Below are 16,112 nucleotides of genomic sequence, written 5' to 3'. Positions count from 1 at the left end.
TTACTTTTTAGCCTGAACAATGGCTGCGCCAACAAACCCCTCAAATAGGCCATGACCGCCACGAGGTGTTGAGGTGAATTCTGGGTGAAATTGACAAGCTACAAACCATGGATGATCTTCTATCTCTACAATCTCAACTAAGCTACCATCCATAGATCGTCCAGAGACCTTTAAGCCAGCGCTCTCCAATGTCCCTATGAACGAGTTATTCACTTCATAGCGATGGCGATGGCGTTCTGTAATAACATCTTTTTGGTATGATTTATGTGCTAAAGAACCAGGAATTAATTGGCATTGCTGCGCACCTAAACGCATTGTGCCACCCAAATCTGAATCTTGTGAGCGCTGCTCAACCTGCCCAGATTCATCTTTCCATTCAGTGATCAAGCCCACTACACAGTGCTTAGACGATGCGTCAAACTCGCTACTGTTAGCATCACTCCAGCCTGCAACATTGCGGGCAAACTCAATCACCGCGACCTGCATACCAAGGCAAATACCTAGGTAAGGTATTTTATTTTCACGAGCATACTGAACGGTTTTTATTTTACCTTCAGTACCTCGCTCACCAAACCCACCTGGCACCAGTATGGCATCAACACCTGCTAATAGTGAAACACCCTGTGTCTCAATATCTTCAGCATCGATGTAGCGTGTATTCACTTTGGTATGTGACTTAATACCAGCATGACTAATCGCTTCAATCAAAGATTTGTATGCATCAAGCAACTCCATATACTTGCCAACCATAGCTATTGTCACTTCGCGCTTAGGATTTAGCTTTGCTTGTGCCACTGCATCCCACTCGGTCAAATCGGCTTCATTACACGTCAAACCAAAACGTTCAGTCACAATGGAATCTAAGCCTTGAGATTGTAATAAGCTTGGGATTGTATAAATACTTTCTGCATCGGGTAATGAAATAACTGCGCGCTGCTCAACGTTGGTGAAAAGAGCAATCTTGCTTCTTTCTGGTGCTTCAATAGCCACTTCAGATCGGCATACTAAAATGTCTGGCTGGATACCAATAGAGCGCAGCTCTTTTACTGAATGTTGTGTGGGCTTAGTTTTAGTTTCACCAGCTGTAGCGATATAAGGCACCAAAGTAAGGTGCATAAACAACGCCCTATTGGATCCTAGCTCAAATTTCATTTGGCGAATGGCTTCTAGAAAGGGTTGTGATTCGATATCACCTACGGTTCCACCAATTTCAACCAAAGCTATTTCAGCGCCTTCAGAGCCTTTATATACACGGCGCTTAATTTCATCTGTAATATGGGGAATGATTTGTACCGTACCCCCTAAGTAATCTCCTCGACGCTCTTTACGTAACACGTGCTCATATACGCGTCCTGCAGTAAAGTTATTGCGCTTAGACATTTTGGTATCGATGAAACGCTCATAATGACCTAGGTCTAAATCTGTTTCTGCGCCATCTTCTGTTACAAACACTTCTCCGTGCTGGAACGGACTCATGGTGCCTGGATCCACATTGATATACGGATCTAATTTCAACATAGTTACTTTGAGGCCTCGCGCCTCAAGAATGGCAGCTAAAGATGCCGAAGCGATACCTTTGCCCAAAGAAGATACAACACCGCCAGTAACGAAGATGAAACGAGTCATGAAATGCCCTATTTTTTATTTGGCGAAATAAACGCCGGTGTGAACCAAAACACGATAGACAAACACAAAAAAATACCAAAAATATGGCGAATATATGCCCACTAATTAAATAAGTGGATAGGTTGTCTAACGTTTATAAATATTTCGACTCAAAAAATAAGCCCTGTTTTCAGGTTTTATTTTTCGACTTAGATGGGAGTGTAGGATACCAGAAGAGCTCAATCGGGACAATGAAAAGCTTCACATTAAGTTGCTTTTTGCCAGCACCAGGCAGGGGTTCCTACTTCGGTTTCAAAGCCTGATACTACCCACAAGTCTGCCACCATCGCAAGCTCCCCATTTACATAAAACAAAGGCAGATGATCGCGTTCCCACACAGGAACTTTGGCCTCTTGTAGTAGCTTTTTAAGGCTTTGACTGTGCTTTCGTCCAGAAGGCTTAAAGCGCTCACCACCGACTCTAAAGCATTGCTTTAAGACATCCCCTGGGGCTAACAGCATACCTATGGATTGGTTTTTTTGGCTGCATAGAAATCCATCTGTCAAAGCAATTGATCCACTTAAAAGCATTTGGCTTTGTATCAGACAAACCCATGGCTCAAGCACACTACTTTGCTTCTTAGGAGCCGGCATAAGATGTAAATGGCCTTGATGCCTGCGCAAACACCAATCACCAAGCTTTAAGTAGGGCTGGGCGTCTACTTCACTGTAAAGAAAATCTTTATCAAGCCTTTGCATCGCTGCATAGTCTAATGTGGGGACGTGATTTTGATCAAACCAATAGCGCAATAAATTATGTCGCCTTGCCCGACTAAGGGCTTTAAGGTTTTTTAATGGCAAGCACTGAATCACTTGTTCATTCTTTGCTAAGAATGCAAGATCATGCGACGCCACTTCATCTAATAAAATTTGCGTATCAGCCATCACAGCAGCTGTTGTTGCCACTCGTTGATCCAAGGCAGGCCAGCGGCCACGTAGGGATGGCATTACTTTATGCCGCAAGTAATTACGATCAAAATGCGTGTTTTGATTACTAGGGTCTTCACACCAGGTTAGCTGATACTTGCTAGCATAATCGTAGAGATGAGCTTGGCTTAAATTTAGCAGTGGCCTTACAAGCAAACCCAACCCTAAGGCTCTTTGCCAAGGTATAGCCCTTAATCCTGAGACTCCAGCCCCACGCAATAATCGTAAAAATAAAGTTTCAGTTTGGTCATCAGCATGTTGCCCTAAAAGTAATACATCGCCTGCCTGCAGCTGCTGCTCAAAAACACTGTATCGAGCGCTCCGTGCCGCAGCCTCTAAGCCTTGCTCGCGCTGCATAATAGGGCAAAGATGAACCTTTTGACTTATACAGGTCACTCCATAACGCAGGCACTGAGCTTCAACTTCCTGCTGCCATTGGTCAGCTTTTAAATGTAAGTCATGATTAACATGCAGCACGCGCAGTGGCGGGCAAGGACAGTGCTGTGAAAGCTGCACGATAGAATGCAACAAACACATAGAGTCTAACCCACCACTCACAGCAACCACCCAACTTGCAGCTTGAAGGTGGTTTTTCAAACCACTTGGGTGAGTGAGTAACTGCTGATGAGAAAATGCCATGGGGAAGCGGGATATTAGGCCCTAATAAACGGCCTAAGAACTTAGGCCGTATGACATTAAGCGCTTATACCTGCGATCAAGTAGCGCCTCAGTATCAAACAATTCAAGCTCTTCTAGCTGCTTAATGAGTGTAGACTTAAGATTTGCTGAAATTAATCCAGCATCCCGATGCGCGCCACCTAAAGGCTCTTGAATGACATGATCCACTAAACCTAAATCATGCAACCGGCCTGATGTAATACCCATAGCATTAGCAGCATCAGCGGCATAGTCAGCGCTTTTCCAAAGAATGGAGGCACAGCCTTCTGGTGAGATAACTGAGTAAGTAGAATATTGCAACATATTAAGTTGGTCGCACACACCAATAGCCAAAGCACCACCAGAGCCACCTTCGCCAATAACAGTGGCAATAATAGGTGTTTTAAGGCCAGACATCTGAGCAAGGTTAAACGCTATAGCTTCACTTTGCCCGCGCTCTTCAGCATCAATACCCGGATAAGCACCTGGGGTATCAATAAAGGTAAGGATTGGCATTTTAAAACGCTCAGCCATCTGCATCATACGCAGGGCTTTACGATAGCCTTCAGGACGAGGCATGCCAAAATTACGCGCTACTTTTTCCTTTGTAGAGCGGCCCTTTTCCTGCCCCATAACCATAACAGCTTTACCTGCAAGGCGAGCAATACCGCATACCATCGCTTGATCATCACCAAAATGTCGATCACCATGCAGCTCATCAAAATCGTCAAATAAACTAGCAATATAATCTATTGTATGAGGTCTTTGAGGGTGACGAGACACCTTAGATACTTGAGCCGCACTTAAGTTAGAAAAAATGGACTCAGTTAAGCTCACACTTTTATCAGACAGCTTAGCGATTTCCTCACTGATATTAAGGTCGTTGTCATTGCCCACTAGGCGCAAGGCTTCAATTTTTGCTTCTAGATCAGCGATAGGTTGTTCAAAGTCGAGATAATTTGGATTCATAGGGCCTAACTTTAAAAGTGTAACTGACAAATATTAAATTTATTATAACCTATATTTTGCACATATTATAATTTGCGATAGCGCATTTTAACTGCATTTTCACCTAACAGGTATGAAAGTTCTTGAAGCATGTCATCTTCTATTTCTAAACGCCACGGCGTGGCGCAACGTATAACGCCTCTACCCATGCTATTTTCATACTGTAGCTCAAGCTTTGCAGCGGGTGCATCACCACGCACCTGATGAGGTGTGAGAATACTAAGCAGCTGCTGCAATCCCTTGCCTTGCGCAAAGTCAGGCGCCACAGATAGTCGTAATCCTTTAGAGAATACACTTCGGGCTTGAGGCATAGTGAGGATTTGCTGGGCACTGACTTTAAGTCCGCCCGAATAATCATCTTCAGACACCTCTCCTTCAATAATCAGCAAGCGATCATTTTGTAACATGTCACGGTACTTGTCATAGCTATCGCCAAACAGGGCTACATCTACCCTAGCCCTTCGATCATCAATTGTTAAAAAAGCAATCGTTTTTCCACGCTTGGTTTTCATGGTCCGACTTGCCACCACTAGGCCTGCAATCCATTGTTTTTCTTTTTTAGCAAAAAGCTGATCTAAGCGACATCGTAAAAAACGTCCAAGTTCATGATCGTAACTATCAATAGGGTGTCCAGTGACATAGAGCCCTAAGGTATCTTTTTCACCTTTTAAGCGTTGTTTTAATGTAAGAGGCCGAGCATCTAAGTGGCGATCATAGACAAATGCCATGCCTGTTTCATTTATTGGGGCCACTATATCACCGAATAAATCAGCCATCCCCGCATCCGCATTACGCTCACTTTGATCCGCAGATTGAACAGCGTCACCGATGGCGCTGTATAGGACAGATCGCTCTTTATTAGGCACTATATTATCCAAGGCGCCACTAGCAACTAAAGCCTCTAACACGCGCTTATTGAGCTTCTTACTGCCCACCCGCTTACAAAAATCAAACAGATTTATAAAATCACCACCGCTTTGTCTAGCCTCTATGATGGCCTCGACAGGACCTTCACCAACGCCTTTCACGGCACCCAGACCATACACCACTTCGTTTTCGGCATTAACTGTAAATTTATAATGGCTAGCATTCACATCAGGTAGATTGATCGGCAGTTCCATGCGCCGACACTCTTCAACAAAAATAACGATTTTATCAATATTTTGCATATCTGCTGACAACACAGCAGCCATAAATTCTGCAGGGTAGTGGTGTTTAAGCCAAGCCGTCTGGTAGGCCACCAATGCATAAGCCGCAGAGTGTGACTTGTTGAAGCCATAGCCCGCAAATTTTTCTACTAGATCAAAAATATTACCTGCTAAGCCTTCGTCAATGCCATTAGCAACACTGCCTGCCAAAAAGCCTGCTCGCTGCTTTTCCATTTCTTCTGGTTTTTTCTTGCCCATTGCCCGGCGCAGCATGTCTGCCTCACCAAGACTATAACCAGCCATCACCTGAGCAATCTGCATCACTTGCTCTTGATACAAAATAATGCCGTAGGTAGGCTCCAGTATGGGCCTTAGGGAATCCAGCTGATAATCTTCATGGGGCCATGCTAATTTAGCACGACCGTGTTTACGGTTAATGAAGTCATCAACCATTCCAGACTGTAGTGGGCCAGGACGAAACAACGCCACAAGAGCAATAATGTCTTCAAAGCTACTGGGCAGTTGGCGCTTAATAAGGTCTTTCATACCTCGCGATTCTAGCTGGAACACACCGGTTGTTTCGGCACCTTGAAGCAATTTGTAAACGGGCTCATCTGCAAGGGGTATGGCTTCAATGTTAATCGCTTCTTCACCACGAGCGGCACGGCGGTCATTGATCATGCGTATAGCCCAATCAACCACTGTGAGGGTTTTAAGTCCCAAAAAATCGAACTTAACTAAGCCTGCATCTTCAACGTCATTCTTATCATATTGGGTGACTAAACCAGATCCGTCCACATCACAATATAACGGCGAAAAATCAGTTAACTTGGTGGGAGCTATGACTACTCCACCAGCGTGCTTACCCACGTTTCGCGTCAGACCCTCTAACTGATAAGCCATCTCCATTATTTCTTGCACTTCATCATTGTTGTCAATGAAGTCTGCCAGAGCTTCTTCTTGCTCAACAGCTTTGCTTAAAGTGATGCCTACCTCAAACGGGATGAGTTTAGACAACTTATCAGCCAAACCAAAAGGCTTGCCCTGCACACGAGCCACGTCACGCACCACAGCTTTTGCTGCCATGGTACCAAATGTTATTATTTGAGATACTGCATCTTTGCCATAGGTTTGAGACACATATTCAATGACACGATCCCTGTTATCCATACAAAAATCGATGTCAAAATCAGGCATCGACACACGCTCAGGATTTAAGAATCTCTCGAATAACAAATCATATTTTAGAGGGTCTAGGTCCGTAATTTCCAACACATAAGCCACTAAAGAACCCGCGCCTGAACCTCGCCCGGGACCTACAGGAATTTCATTATCTTTAGCCCAACGGATGAAATCCATGACTATAAGAAAATAGCCTGGAAACCCCATTTGGCAGATGATCTGCAACTCAAAGTCTAATCTGTCATCAAATACCTTACGTTTGTCCGCATAGTCAGGGTCAGATGGGGCTAAAATAACCTGTAACCGCTTGTCCAAACCGTCGCGAGACACTTGTCCAAAAAACTCATCCATAGTCATGCCATCTGGCACTGGAAAGTTGGGTAAAAAGCATTGTCCTAATTCAATATCCAAATTACATCGCTTTGCAATTTGCACACTATTAGCCAAAGCAGAGGGTAAATCTGCAAACAGCTGCTGCATTTCTTCAGTGCTTCGTAGGTATTGTTGATTAGAGTATGCTTTAGCTCTTCGAGGGTCATCCAAGGTCATGCTTTGGTTAATACAGACTCGTGTTTCGTGGGCTTCAAAATCATCAGGTGATATAAACATGACGTCGTTAGTTGCCACTATTGGAACTTGATTAGCCTTACCCAGCTCAACAGACAAGTGCAAACAATCCTCATCGTATTGCCTTCCTGTACGCTGTACTTCCAAATAAAACCGATCACCAAAAATGTTAATCCAGCTATGTAAAATATCTTGCGCATCTACCAAACCACGATTGATTAATGTTTGGCCTACTTCACCTTGAGCCGCGCCTGATAACACAATCAGCCCTTCATTTTTTTGTGCTAACCATTGTTTTTGTATTATCGCTTTACCGTCTACCTGCCCCTCTTGAAACGAGCGTGAAACAAGCTCTGTCAGATTGAGATAACCTTTGGAATTCATCGCTAGTAAAGTCATACGTGTAACTGCCGACTCAGCAGAAACCTCGTTGCTAATAAAAACATCACAGCCACAAATAGGTTTAATACCAGAAGCTTGGGCGGCTTTATAAAACTTGATCATGGCGCACATATTGGACTGATCGGTCAAAGCGATTGCTGGCATCTGCTCTGCAAGCAGAGTTTTCATCAATGGCTTGATCCGTATCATACTATCGATCAGCGAAAACTCGGAGTGCATACGCAAATGCACAAAGGGTACAACTTGGGTCATTTTAAGTTCCAATTAGACGTCTTACGGGGGCAAAACTTTGCCGATGCTGTGGGCTTACGCCATGTTCCTCTAGGGCTTGAATATGCGCTTGAGTGGGATAGCCTTTATGTTTATTCAGACCGTAGTGAGGATATTGATTATGCCATTCTAACATTTCTCTATCACGGGTCACTTTAGCAATAATTGAAGCAGCTCCAATGCAGGCCTCTTTAGCATCCCCTTTAATAATAGCTTCACTTAAACAACTAAGTTCAGGGCAGCGATTGCCATCAATTAATGCCAAATTTGGAGTTACGCTCAAATTTTCTACAGCGCGCTGCATAGCCAACATACTGGCTTGCAAAATATTCAACTGATCAATTTCTGCAGCACTTGCTCTGCCCACACCCACACTAATAGCTTGCTGGTGAATTTTTTTGTATAGCTTTTCTCTCACTTTTTCAGTGAGCTTTTTGGAATCTCCTAAGCCTTCAATAGGGTTATTAGGATCTAAAATAACCGCTGCTGCAACGACGTCACCAAATAATGGCCCACGCCCTGCTTCATCAACACCACAAATAATACTCACCGAACTGCGCATTTTTTCTAATGGGCTTGAGCTCACTTGTTATACCCCTTTAAAGTGCTTATGCCATGTTCTTCAATCACTTCAATGACAGCATTGGCTGCAGACGTATTGGCTCCATGCGCCAATTGCTGGTGGATAGAAGAAAACGCAGTGCACTGTTGCTTTGCAATACTTGGGTCAAATAATAACGCAGTTAAATGATCTGCTATAAGTTGAGGCTGCACTTGATCCTGTAACAACTCTTCAACCACTTTATAACCTGCTAATAGGTTAGGCAAACTAACAAAAGGGACTTTAAGTTTTCGCTTGAATATCCGGTAGCTTATAGGGCTTAGGCGATAGCACACCAGCATAGGTTTCTCAAACAACAGCGCTTCCAAAGTGGCCGTTCCAGATGCTACTAACACTGCGTCTGCAGCTGCTAATACCATATGAGAGTCACCTAACACTATAGACACATTTAGCGCTGGGTGGGCCTGCAATAACCCATGGAGCTGTTTTTTCCTTGACTCATTGGCTGCCGCCAACACTAACTGTAATTGAGGGTGTTTAGCTTGCAATAGGGCCGCAGCAGCTAAAAAGTCTGCTCCCAATTGTTTGATCTCCATGGCTCTACTACCAGGCAATAAGGCTAATACTGGTTGATCTTTTAGCTTTAGTTGTTTGCGAGCATGGCGTTGTGTCAGGTCTCCAGGAATAGAATCTGCTAAAGGATGGCCTACAAAAGTAGCTGGAATATGATGGCGTTCATAATAAGGCAATTCAAAAGGCAACAGTGCGAGCACTTTATGGCACGCTCTAGCCACCGTAAACACCCTCTCTTCACGCCAAGCCCAAACAGATGGGCTCACATAGTGCAGCGTAGGTACGCCATTAGCTTTAAGCTGAGTTTCTAATACAAGGTTAAAATCAGGTGCGTCTATACCTATCATTGCCAAAGGAGGCATGCGAGTATAACGCTTGACCAAACGTCTTCGGAGCAATAAAAGTTCTGGCAATCGTCCCAAAACTTCTACTAAGCCCATGACTGATAGACGCTCTATAGGCACTAGAGAAGTAAAACCTTTGGCTATCATTTGTGGGCCACCAACACCTTCAAACTTAAGATCTGGGTGAAGTTTTAACAAGGCCTGCATTAAACCAGCCCCTAATATGTCTCCAGATGCTTCACCAGCAACGATAACAATAACATTATTGGACATGGCAAACCTGCTAGCGAATGATACCGCGGCTTGACTGCTTCAAGGAGTCGATTAATATTGAGATTTCACCACTATCGACACAAATTTCGTTTAAACGTGCAATGGCTGCTTCAAGCGTTAACCCTTGGCGGTAGATGATTTTATAGGCTTGTCGTAGGTTTTTTATTGCACCCTCACTAAAGCCTCGGCGCTTTAAACCCTCAGTGTTCATACCATGGGGGGATACAGAATTGCCATTGGCCATCACATAAGCAGGGATATCTTTCAATACCACACTACCCGCTCCAGTCATACAATGAGGACCAATATGGCAAAATTGATGCACTGCCGTAAACCCACCTAATATTGCGTAATCACCCACATGTACATGCCCTGCCAGAGCCACATTATTAGCAACTATTACATGGTTTCCCAATACACAATCGTGCGCTACGTGGACATTGGCCATTAACAGGTTACCGTTACCAATTTTAGTCACGCTAGAATCTTGAATTGTGCCCCGATGTAAGGTACACCCTTCACGTATAACGTTATCATCGCCAATATCTAGCCACGTAGGCTCACCGTTATATTTCAAATCTTGGCAAGCTTCGCCTACAGAGCTGAATTGAAAAATATGATTATTACGGCCAATGCGAGTAGGCCCTTTAATCACCACGTGAGACTCAACCTTTGTGCCTTCGCCTAACTCCACGTTAGGCCCTATGACACTGTAAGGCCCAATCTGAACACCTAAAGCGATACGAGCACTAGGGTCAACAATTGCGGTCGCATGTATTAATGGCTGGGGCACTAAACCTTCCTATCTGCACATAAAATAGTTGCTGAAGCAACCAGTTGATCGTCTACAGTTGCGCGGCAGTCAAATTTCCAAATGCCCCGTTTTTCAGACACAATGGATGCCTCTAATTGCAGCCTATCGCCAGGCACCACAGGGCGTTTAAAACGCAGCTTATCAGAGCCTACAAAATAGTAGATAGACCCATCTTGCGGTGTTTTATCCATCGTCTTAAAACCAAGTATGCCAGCTGCTTGAGCCATGGCTTCAATAACTAAAACACCAGGCATTACTGGATGGTCTGGAAAGTGCCCATTAAAATAAGGTTCGTTTATGGTTACATTTTTATAGGCGACAATAGACTCCCCCAAATTAATCTGAGTCACTCGGTCAACCAACAAAAATGGATATCGATGGGGCAAATATTCTCTAATTTCTTTAACATCCATAACCATATTGATACTTTCCTTATCTGGTACTTTTAAAATTGATCAGCTTTGAAACTGGGCTATTTCTGACTCTAGTTGTTTAAGGCGCTTTGCCATCTGGTCAAGCTGTTTAAAACGTGTCGCATTGCGACGCCATTGTTGATTCTTATCGAGGCCTGTACCAGAGGAATATGCCCCAGCCTCAGCAATGGAGTGCGTCACCAAAGACATCGCGGTAACATGCACCCCGTCTGCTAAGGTTAAGTGGCCTGTAATGCCACAAGCACCTGCAATAGTACAATGTTTACCCAACTTAGTGCTGCCCGCAATGGCGGTACATCCTGCAATGGCTGTATAGTCACCCAGCTCAACATTATGAGCAATTTGAACTTGATTATCCAGCTTAACACCATAGCCTATAATTGTGTTATCTAAAGCCCCACGATCTATACTTGTGCCTGCCCCAATTTCTACATGGTCACCTATAATAACACCACCTAGTTGGGCTATTTTCACCCAGTCTGGGCCATCTTTTGCAAACCCAAAACCGTCTGCTCCTATTACAGCGCCACTATGAATAATACAAAACGCACCAACTTCAATGCCATGATACAACGACACATTAGCCGCAATTGTTGTGCCACTGCCAATGCTACAATGTGCACCTATCACGCTATTAGGGCCTATAGAAACCGCATTACCAAGTGTCACATGGGCGCCAATAACGACACCTGCGGCTAAATTAACAGCATCACCAATAGTCGCACTGGCATGTATTTTTACACTTTCATCAATGCCACTAAAGCTTGGTGCTGGTGAAAACTCTTGTGACAGCTTTGCATAACCCAGATAAGGATTATCTAGCACCAAGCAATGTCCATTAAAAAGTTTAGCTTGATCAGCATTTAAAATTACCGCACCTGCTTGCGTCATATCAAGCTGATTGGCATATTTCATATTAGCCAAAAAACTCACTTGATGTGGCAGTGCGCCGGCTAAGGTGGCCAAGCCAGTAATGACATGATCAACATCTCCTTCTAGCTTTGCACCAATAATATTGGCAATAGTACCTAAAGTTAAGTGCAGCAATTACGACTCCAGGTTCAACAACTCAACGACCTTTGAGGTAATGTCGACACTTGTTGCATTATAAATCACTGAGTTACCGTTAATAATTACAGAAGGGTTATTGTCTTTAATAAACTGCCCCAACACTTTATCCAGCGCAGGACGCATCGATGTTAAGAAATTTTGCTCAGCTTGTAACTTAGCATTAGATAAGTACTGCTGAAGTTGCTGATATTCAGCATTTAGGTTTTGGATTTGTGTTTTAATTTGCAACACTTCATCATCACTCATCAGATCTTTGTCAATTTCAAGGCGCTGCTGCAACGCTTGCAACTCCTTGCCCATGGAATCAAAGCGCACCACTTGGGGTTTTAGTTGTGCCGAAACCTGTTGACCCAAAGCGAGTGCTTTTTGTGTAGCAAAAATGGCTTGTTCAGCTTTAAGCACAAAGATACCTTGCGCTATCGCTAGCTGAGGCCCAAGCAAAGTTGCAATAAAAGTCATTGCAATCACTGTTTTTTCTATTCTATTCATAATAATCCCTTTGAATATCCCTTAGAACGAACGACCAAGGGTGATGTGTGTTGACTGTGTTAAGTCGCCTACTTTTTTCTTCAGTGGCTGTGCAACTACTAAAGTTAAAGGCCCTACCGGTGTTAACCAGGCAAGGTTAAGGCCACCTGAGGCCCTAAGCTCCCCAATATTGAATTCTCCAGATGTGTGAACATTACCTGCATCAAGAAATAATGAAGTACGCACTGAAGGCATGTCACTAAATAGTGGGAATATCAACTCAGCAGAGGCTGTGCTAAGAATTTGGCCACCCAATGGCTGATTAAGCGAGTTTTCAGGGCCCAAGGAATTACTGGTAAAACCACGCACACTGCCAAAACCACCCGCATAATAGTTAGCAAAAAACGGAGTTTGGCTAGTCGAACCATAAGATCCCACAATACCAAGCTTCCCTCCAACAGAAAGAACTAAGGATTCACTATGATTAATGGGTGTAAAGTTGCGATAGTTATAACTTAGTTGGTAAAACTTCAAATCACTGTTGGGTAAAGCAAGATCTAAGTTAACACCGTGAGAGTTACCTTTAGTCGGGTACCAAAAATCATTAAGTGTATTGGTGTTCCAATTTAAAGAAGTTTTAAACTGTTTATAGTTTAGACCTTCTTTTGCTGTAAACGTAGTCGCCTCAGTAGAAGCAGAAGACCCTAGCTCTAAATCAATACGCTCATAGCCTACTTTGAAGTCTAGTCGGGTATAGTCATCTATGGGATAACCAAAACGCATGTCTACACCAACGGTGTCGGTTGCAAAGTCACTCACATCAACTTTACTGAAGTCTCTTTTGGTATAATATAGATCAATACCACGACTCACACCATCAACCGTGTAATAAGGATTGAGGTAACTGAAGTTATATTTTTGAGTACTACTACTATTTGAGAAGGACGCCTCTAATTTATTACCAGTACCTAAGAAATTATTCTGATTGACTGAACCTCCCCAAAAAGGACCATCTCCATCAGAGTAACCGGCCATAATAGACCAATCTGCAGTGAGCCCTTCCTCTACGGTAAATTCAACATCTAACTGGTCATCAGTGCCTGCAACCTGATTTGTCTGTGCAACCACGCTATTAAAGAAGCCCAGACGCTGAAGACGTAGTCTTGACGCAGTAATATCAGCCATTGAGGCTACTCCACCTTCAATTTGGCGGATTTCACGCCTTAATACATCGTCACTAGTGCGAGTATTACCGCTAAAATCTATACGACGAACATAAGTGCGCTTGCCCGATCTAATCTGATACTGCACATCAACTGTTTTTTCAGCTTCGTTTACTAAAGGAACCGGCTGCACATCTGCAAAAGCAAAGCCATTGTCACCAAAAAGTTGGCGCACATCTGCAGCGATGCCAAGAAGTTCCTCCCGCGAGAAAACCTGCCCTGAAGACGTAGTAATCAACTCCGATATTAGCGCCTCATCAACCTCATACTGACCTGCAATAGACACTTTACCAATATCAAACTGGCCACCTTCTACAAGGTTTATGGTGATAAATACTTTGGTTTTATCAGCTGAAATAGCTACCTGAGAAGACTCAATATTAAATAATACAAACCCTTTGTTTAAATAATATGACCGGATTTTCTCAAGATCGGCTGTGAGCTTTTCTCTTGAGTACTGATCGTCTTTAGTAAATAAAGTCCAAAATCCTGGCGTTTTCAAACTCATTAAGTCCAACAGATCAGCATCTGTATAACTGTCATTGCCAATGATATTGACATCACTAATTGAAGAGGTCACACCTTCATTGATTGTTACATTTATAGCAACGCGATTTTCATCTAGCTTACTGATCTGTGACTCAACCAACACAGCATATCGCCCTTGGCGGTTATATTGCCGCTCAAGCTCTAATTCGATTTGAGCTAAGGTTGCTCGTTTAAAAATTTCGCCTTCCTTTAGCCCAGCAGCATCTAACGCCCCACGAAGCTGTTCTGTTTTAAGAATTTTATTTCCATCCAAACCAATAAAGCCTATGGATGGGCGCTCTTGCACGACAACCACCAACAGGTTGCCGTCTTGCTCTAAGCGAATGTCTTCAAAATAACCACTTTTAAACATGCTCCGAGTAGCGTAAGCCAAACTACGATCGTCTACAGAATCGCCTATTTTTAATGGCAATTCAGCAAAAGCCTGACTTGAGCTAAGACGCTGCAAACCTTCAATATGAATATCTTCAATGGTGAAGCTCACAGCCATGGCCATTTGGGACACGAACAGTGTACAACTTAATAAAAAACTTAAAACAATGTGTTTCATATTCACAAATCCAAAATGAGATTAAAGGCGCATCAAATCATTAGCCACCGCGATAAGCATAACGCTAAATACCAATGCCATACCAATGCGCAAACCGATAGCTTGAACACTATCTGGTACTTTACGTCCTGTTACTGCTTCTACAAGGTAATATAACAAATGCCCACCATCCAGCATAGGCACAGGCAATAGATTTAACACACCAAGACTTACACTTAAGTATGCCATAAAACCAATATAAGTGATCAGGCCCGACTGCGCTGATGCTCCCGCTATTTTAGCTATGCTTATTGGGCCACTCAAGTGCTCAATAGACACAAGGCCTTGTACCATTTGGCCCAAAAAGCTTAGTGTTAGCGAAGCCATCTCAACAGTCTTTTTGCTACCTGCAATCAAACCATCAAAGACACCAAGCTGTTGCTGGAATTGAATAGAGCTAGGCCACGAGATAGATGCCACACCAATGCCAATACGCCCAGTAAGCTCACCCGAGCCATTAAGATAAGAGCCTAGCTTTACCGGCACCTCAAGTCGCTGTAAATCGCGCTCTAAAGTCACATTTATGTCTTTATTAGGACGCTCTTGAACAAAAGCAACAAAGTCGTTATAGCCGGCCATTACGAGCTGATCAATGAGTAGAATCTTATCACCAACTTGTAAGCCCGCATTTTCTGCAGCACCTTGAGACACGATTTGATTAAGTATGACTGGCACATTAGGGCGCCAAATTTGTAATCCCAACTGAGCCAGAGGACTAGACTGTGCTGATGCTGACAGCCATTGAGTCACTCCCAAACTTGCGGCTACCGGCGCACCTAAAACAGGTATAGTGTCTAGCTGACGAGGCATTACCGCCTGTTCTTGTAATATTGCACCATCAAGCCTTTGCAACAAAAAACCTATGCTGCCAGTTTCACCCATACGCTTGGCCAAGGCTATATTCACAGCTTCCCATGTGGGAGTAGCCTGACCATCAATGGCTAAAATCTGTTGTGGAAATTCAAACCCTGCAACACTCTTATCCGTGGACACTGCAATAGGAATAAGCTGGGGAGTCCCTGAAACCTGAACTACTGCGTATAACAATGCAGCAAATAATAGGTTCACTAAAGGACCCGCTACAACAATCGCTATACGCTTCCATGGGGATTTTAAATCAAAGGCTGCATTCAGGTCTGCGCCGCTAATTTGGTCATTGCGAGAGTCAAGCATGCGCACGTAGCCACCCAAAGGCAACCAAGCAAATACATACTCAGTGCCACTGCGGCCTAGCTTGCGAAATATGGGGCGCCCAAAGCCCACAGAAAAGCGCAATACTTTTACACCACACCAACGAGCTACAAAGTAGTGCCCTGCCTCGTGAACAGTTACAAGCACTGCTAAGGCAAAAATAGTGGTTAGTATTGTCATAATCATGATGGAATGG

Annotated in this window: 12 protein-coding genes; all 12 read right to left on the bottom strand. The window is 43.7% G+C overall.

Translation table 11 applies throughout. The features are described from left to right. The 12 genes from ABXT42_RS01805 to rseP all read right to left on the bottom strand — a co-directional run bounded on the left by ABXT42_RS01805 (nucleotide 1) and on the right by rseP (nucleotide 16,102). Nucleotides 1–1,626 carry a CTP synthase gene (locus tag ABXT42_RS01805; protein WP_443628676.1) on the bottom strand — a complete coding sequence of 542 codons (1,626 nt, stop codon included), beginning with the start codon at nucleotides 1,624–1,626 and terminating at the stop codon, nucleotides 1–3. Between the two features lie 245 nt (nucleotides 1,627–1,871). Then, complete coding sequence (gene tilS, locus ABXT42_RS01800) at nucleotides 1,872–3,230, bottom strand: tRNA lysidine(34) synthetase TilS (protein ID WP_443628675.1); 1,359 nt, start codon at nucleotides 3,228–3,230, stop codon at nucleotides 1,872–1,874. Nucleotides 3,231–3,263: 33 nt separating this feature from the next. After that, nucleotides 3,264–4,217: an acetyl-CoA carboxylase carboxyltransferase subunit alpha gene (locus tag ABXT42_RS01795; RefSeq protein WP_443628674.1), complete on the bottom strand. Its 954-nt coding sequence runs from the start codon at nucleotides 4,215–4,217 to the stop codon at nucleotides 3,264–3,266. Nucleotides 4,218–4,282: 65 nt separating this feature from the next. Then, nucleotides 4,283–7,807 carry a DNA polymerase III subunit alpha gene (gene dnaE / locus ABXT42_RS01790; protein ID WP_443628673.1) on the bottom strand — a complete coding sequence of 1,175 codons (3,525 nt, stop codon included), beginning with the start codon at nucleotides 7,805–7,807 and terminating at the stop codon, nucleotides 4,283–4,285. A gap of 1 nt (nucleotide 7,808) precedes the next feature. Further along, nucleotides 7,809–8,411: a ribonuclease HII gene (gene rnhB / locus ABXT42_RS01785; protein WP_443628672.1), complete on the bottom strand. Its 603-nt coding sequence runs from the start codon at nucleotides 8,409–8,411 to the stop codon at nucleotides 7,809–7,811. After that, nucleotides 8,408–9,577 carry a lipid-A-disaccharide synthase gene (lpxB, locus tag ABXT42_RS01780; RefSeq protein WP_443628671.1) on the bottom strand — a complete coding sequence of 390 codons (1,170 nt, stop codon included), beginning with the start codon at nucleotides 9,575–9,577 and terminating at the stop codon, nucleotides 8,408–8,410. The genes rnhB and lpxB overlap by 4 nt, the downstream gene beginning before the upstream one ends. A gap of 10 nt (nucleotides 9,578–9,587) precedes the next feature. Next, nucleotides 9,588–10,370 (bottom strand): acyl-ACP--UDP-N-acetylglucosamine O-acyltransferase, encoded by a 783-nt coding sequence (gene lpxA / locus ABXT42_RS01775; protein WP_443628670.1) that lies wholly within the window; start codon nucleotides 10,368–10,370, stop codon nucleotides 9,588–9,590. Further along, complete coding sequence (fabZ, locus tag ABXT42_RS01770; protein ID WP_443628669.1) at nucleotides 10,370–10,810, bottom strand: 3-hydroxyacyl-ACP dehydratase FabZ; 441 nt, start codon at nucleotides 10,808–10,810, stop codon at nucleotides 10,370–10,372. The genes lpxA and fabZ overlap by 1 nt, the downstream gene beginning before the upstream one ends. Nucleotides 10,811–10,846: 36 nt before the next feature. Further along, complete coding sequence (gene lpxD, locus ABXT42_RS01765) at nucleotides 10,847–11,872, bottom strand: UDP-3-O-(3-hydroxymyristoyl)glucosamine N-acyltransferase (RefSeq protein WP_443628668.1); 1,026 nt, start codon at nucleotides 11,870–11,872, stop codon at nucleotides 10,847–10,849. Then, nucleotides 11,873–12,385 carry an OmpH family outer membrane protein gene (locus tag ABXT42_RS01760; protein ID WP_443628667.1) on the bottom strand — a complete coding sequence of 171 codons (513 nt, stop codon included), beginning with the start codon at nucleotides 12,383–12,385 and terminating at the stop codon, nucleotides 11,873–11,875. 21 nt (nucleotides 12,386–12,406) lie between these two features. Further along, nucleotides 12,407–14,686, bottom strand: coding sequence for an outer membrane protein assembly factor BamA (gene bamA / locus ABXT42_RS01755; protein ID WP_443628666.1), 2,280 nt, complete (start codon nucleotides 14,684–14,686; stop codon nucleotides 12,407–12,409). Nucleotides 14,687–14,707: 21 nt separating this feature from the next. Continuing rightward, nucleotides 14,708–16,102, bottom strand: coding sequence for an RIP metalloprotease RseP (gene rseP, locus ABXT42_RS01750; RefSeq protein ID WP_443628665.1), 1,395 nt, complete (start codon nucleotides 16,100–16,102; stop codon nucleotides 14,708–14,710). Between the last annotated feature and the right edge of the window lie 10 nt (nucleotides 16,103–16,112).

It is taken from the genome of Candidatus Njordibacter sp. Uisw_002, assembly GCF_047730155.1.
Taxonomy (GTDB): Bacteria; Pseudomonadota; Gammaproteobacteria; order Pseudomonadales; family Balneatricaceae; genus Njordibacter.
Note: the sequence above shows the minus strand (reverse complement) of the source record. Positions and strands in the feature narration are given on the sequence as shown.

Excerpts from the sequence above, each read along its gene's own strand:
- bamA (WP_443628666.1), bottom strand. The coding sequence starts at position 14,686 with ATGAAACACATTGTTTTAAGTTTTTTATTAAGTTGTACACTGTTCGTG.
- ABXT42_RS01760 (WP_443628667.1), bottom strand. The coding sequence starts at position 12,385 with ATGAATAGAATAGAAAAAACAGTGATTGCAATGACTTTTATTGCAACT.
- ABXT42_RS01805 (WP_443628676.1), bottom strand. The coding sequence starts at position 1,626 with ATGACTCGTTTCATCTTCGTTACTGGCGGTGTTGTATCTTCTTTGGGC.
- rseP (WP_443628665.1), bottom strand. The coding sequence starts at position 16,102 with ATGATTATGACAATACTAACCACTATTTTTGCCTTAGCAGTGCTTGTA.
- ABXT42_RS01795 (WP_443628674.1), bottom strand. The coding sequence starts at position 4,217 with ATGAATCCAAATTATCTCGACTTTGAACAACCTATCGCTGATCTAGAA.
- dnaE (WP_443628673.1), bottom strand. The coding sequence starts at position 7,807 with ATGACCCAAGTTGTACCCTTTGTGCATTTGCGTATGCACTCCGAGTTT.
- lpxB (WP_443628671.1), bottom strand. The coding sequence starts at position 9,577 with ATGTCCAATAATGTTATTGTTATCGTTGCTGGTGAAGCATCTGGAGAC.
- fabZ (WP_443628669.1), bottom strand. The coding sequence starts at position 10,810 with ATGGTTATGGATGTTAAAGAAATTAGAGAATATTTGCCCCATCGATAT.
- tilS (WP_443628675.1), bottom strand. The coding sequence starts at position 3,230 with ATGGCATTTTCTCATCAGCAGTTACTCACTCACCCAAGTGGTTTGAAA.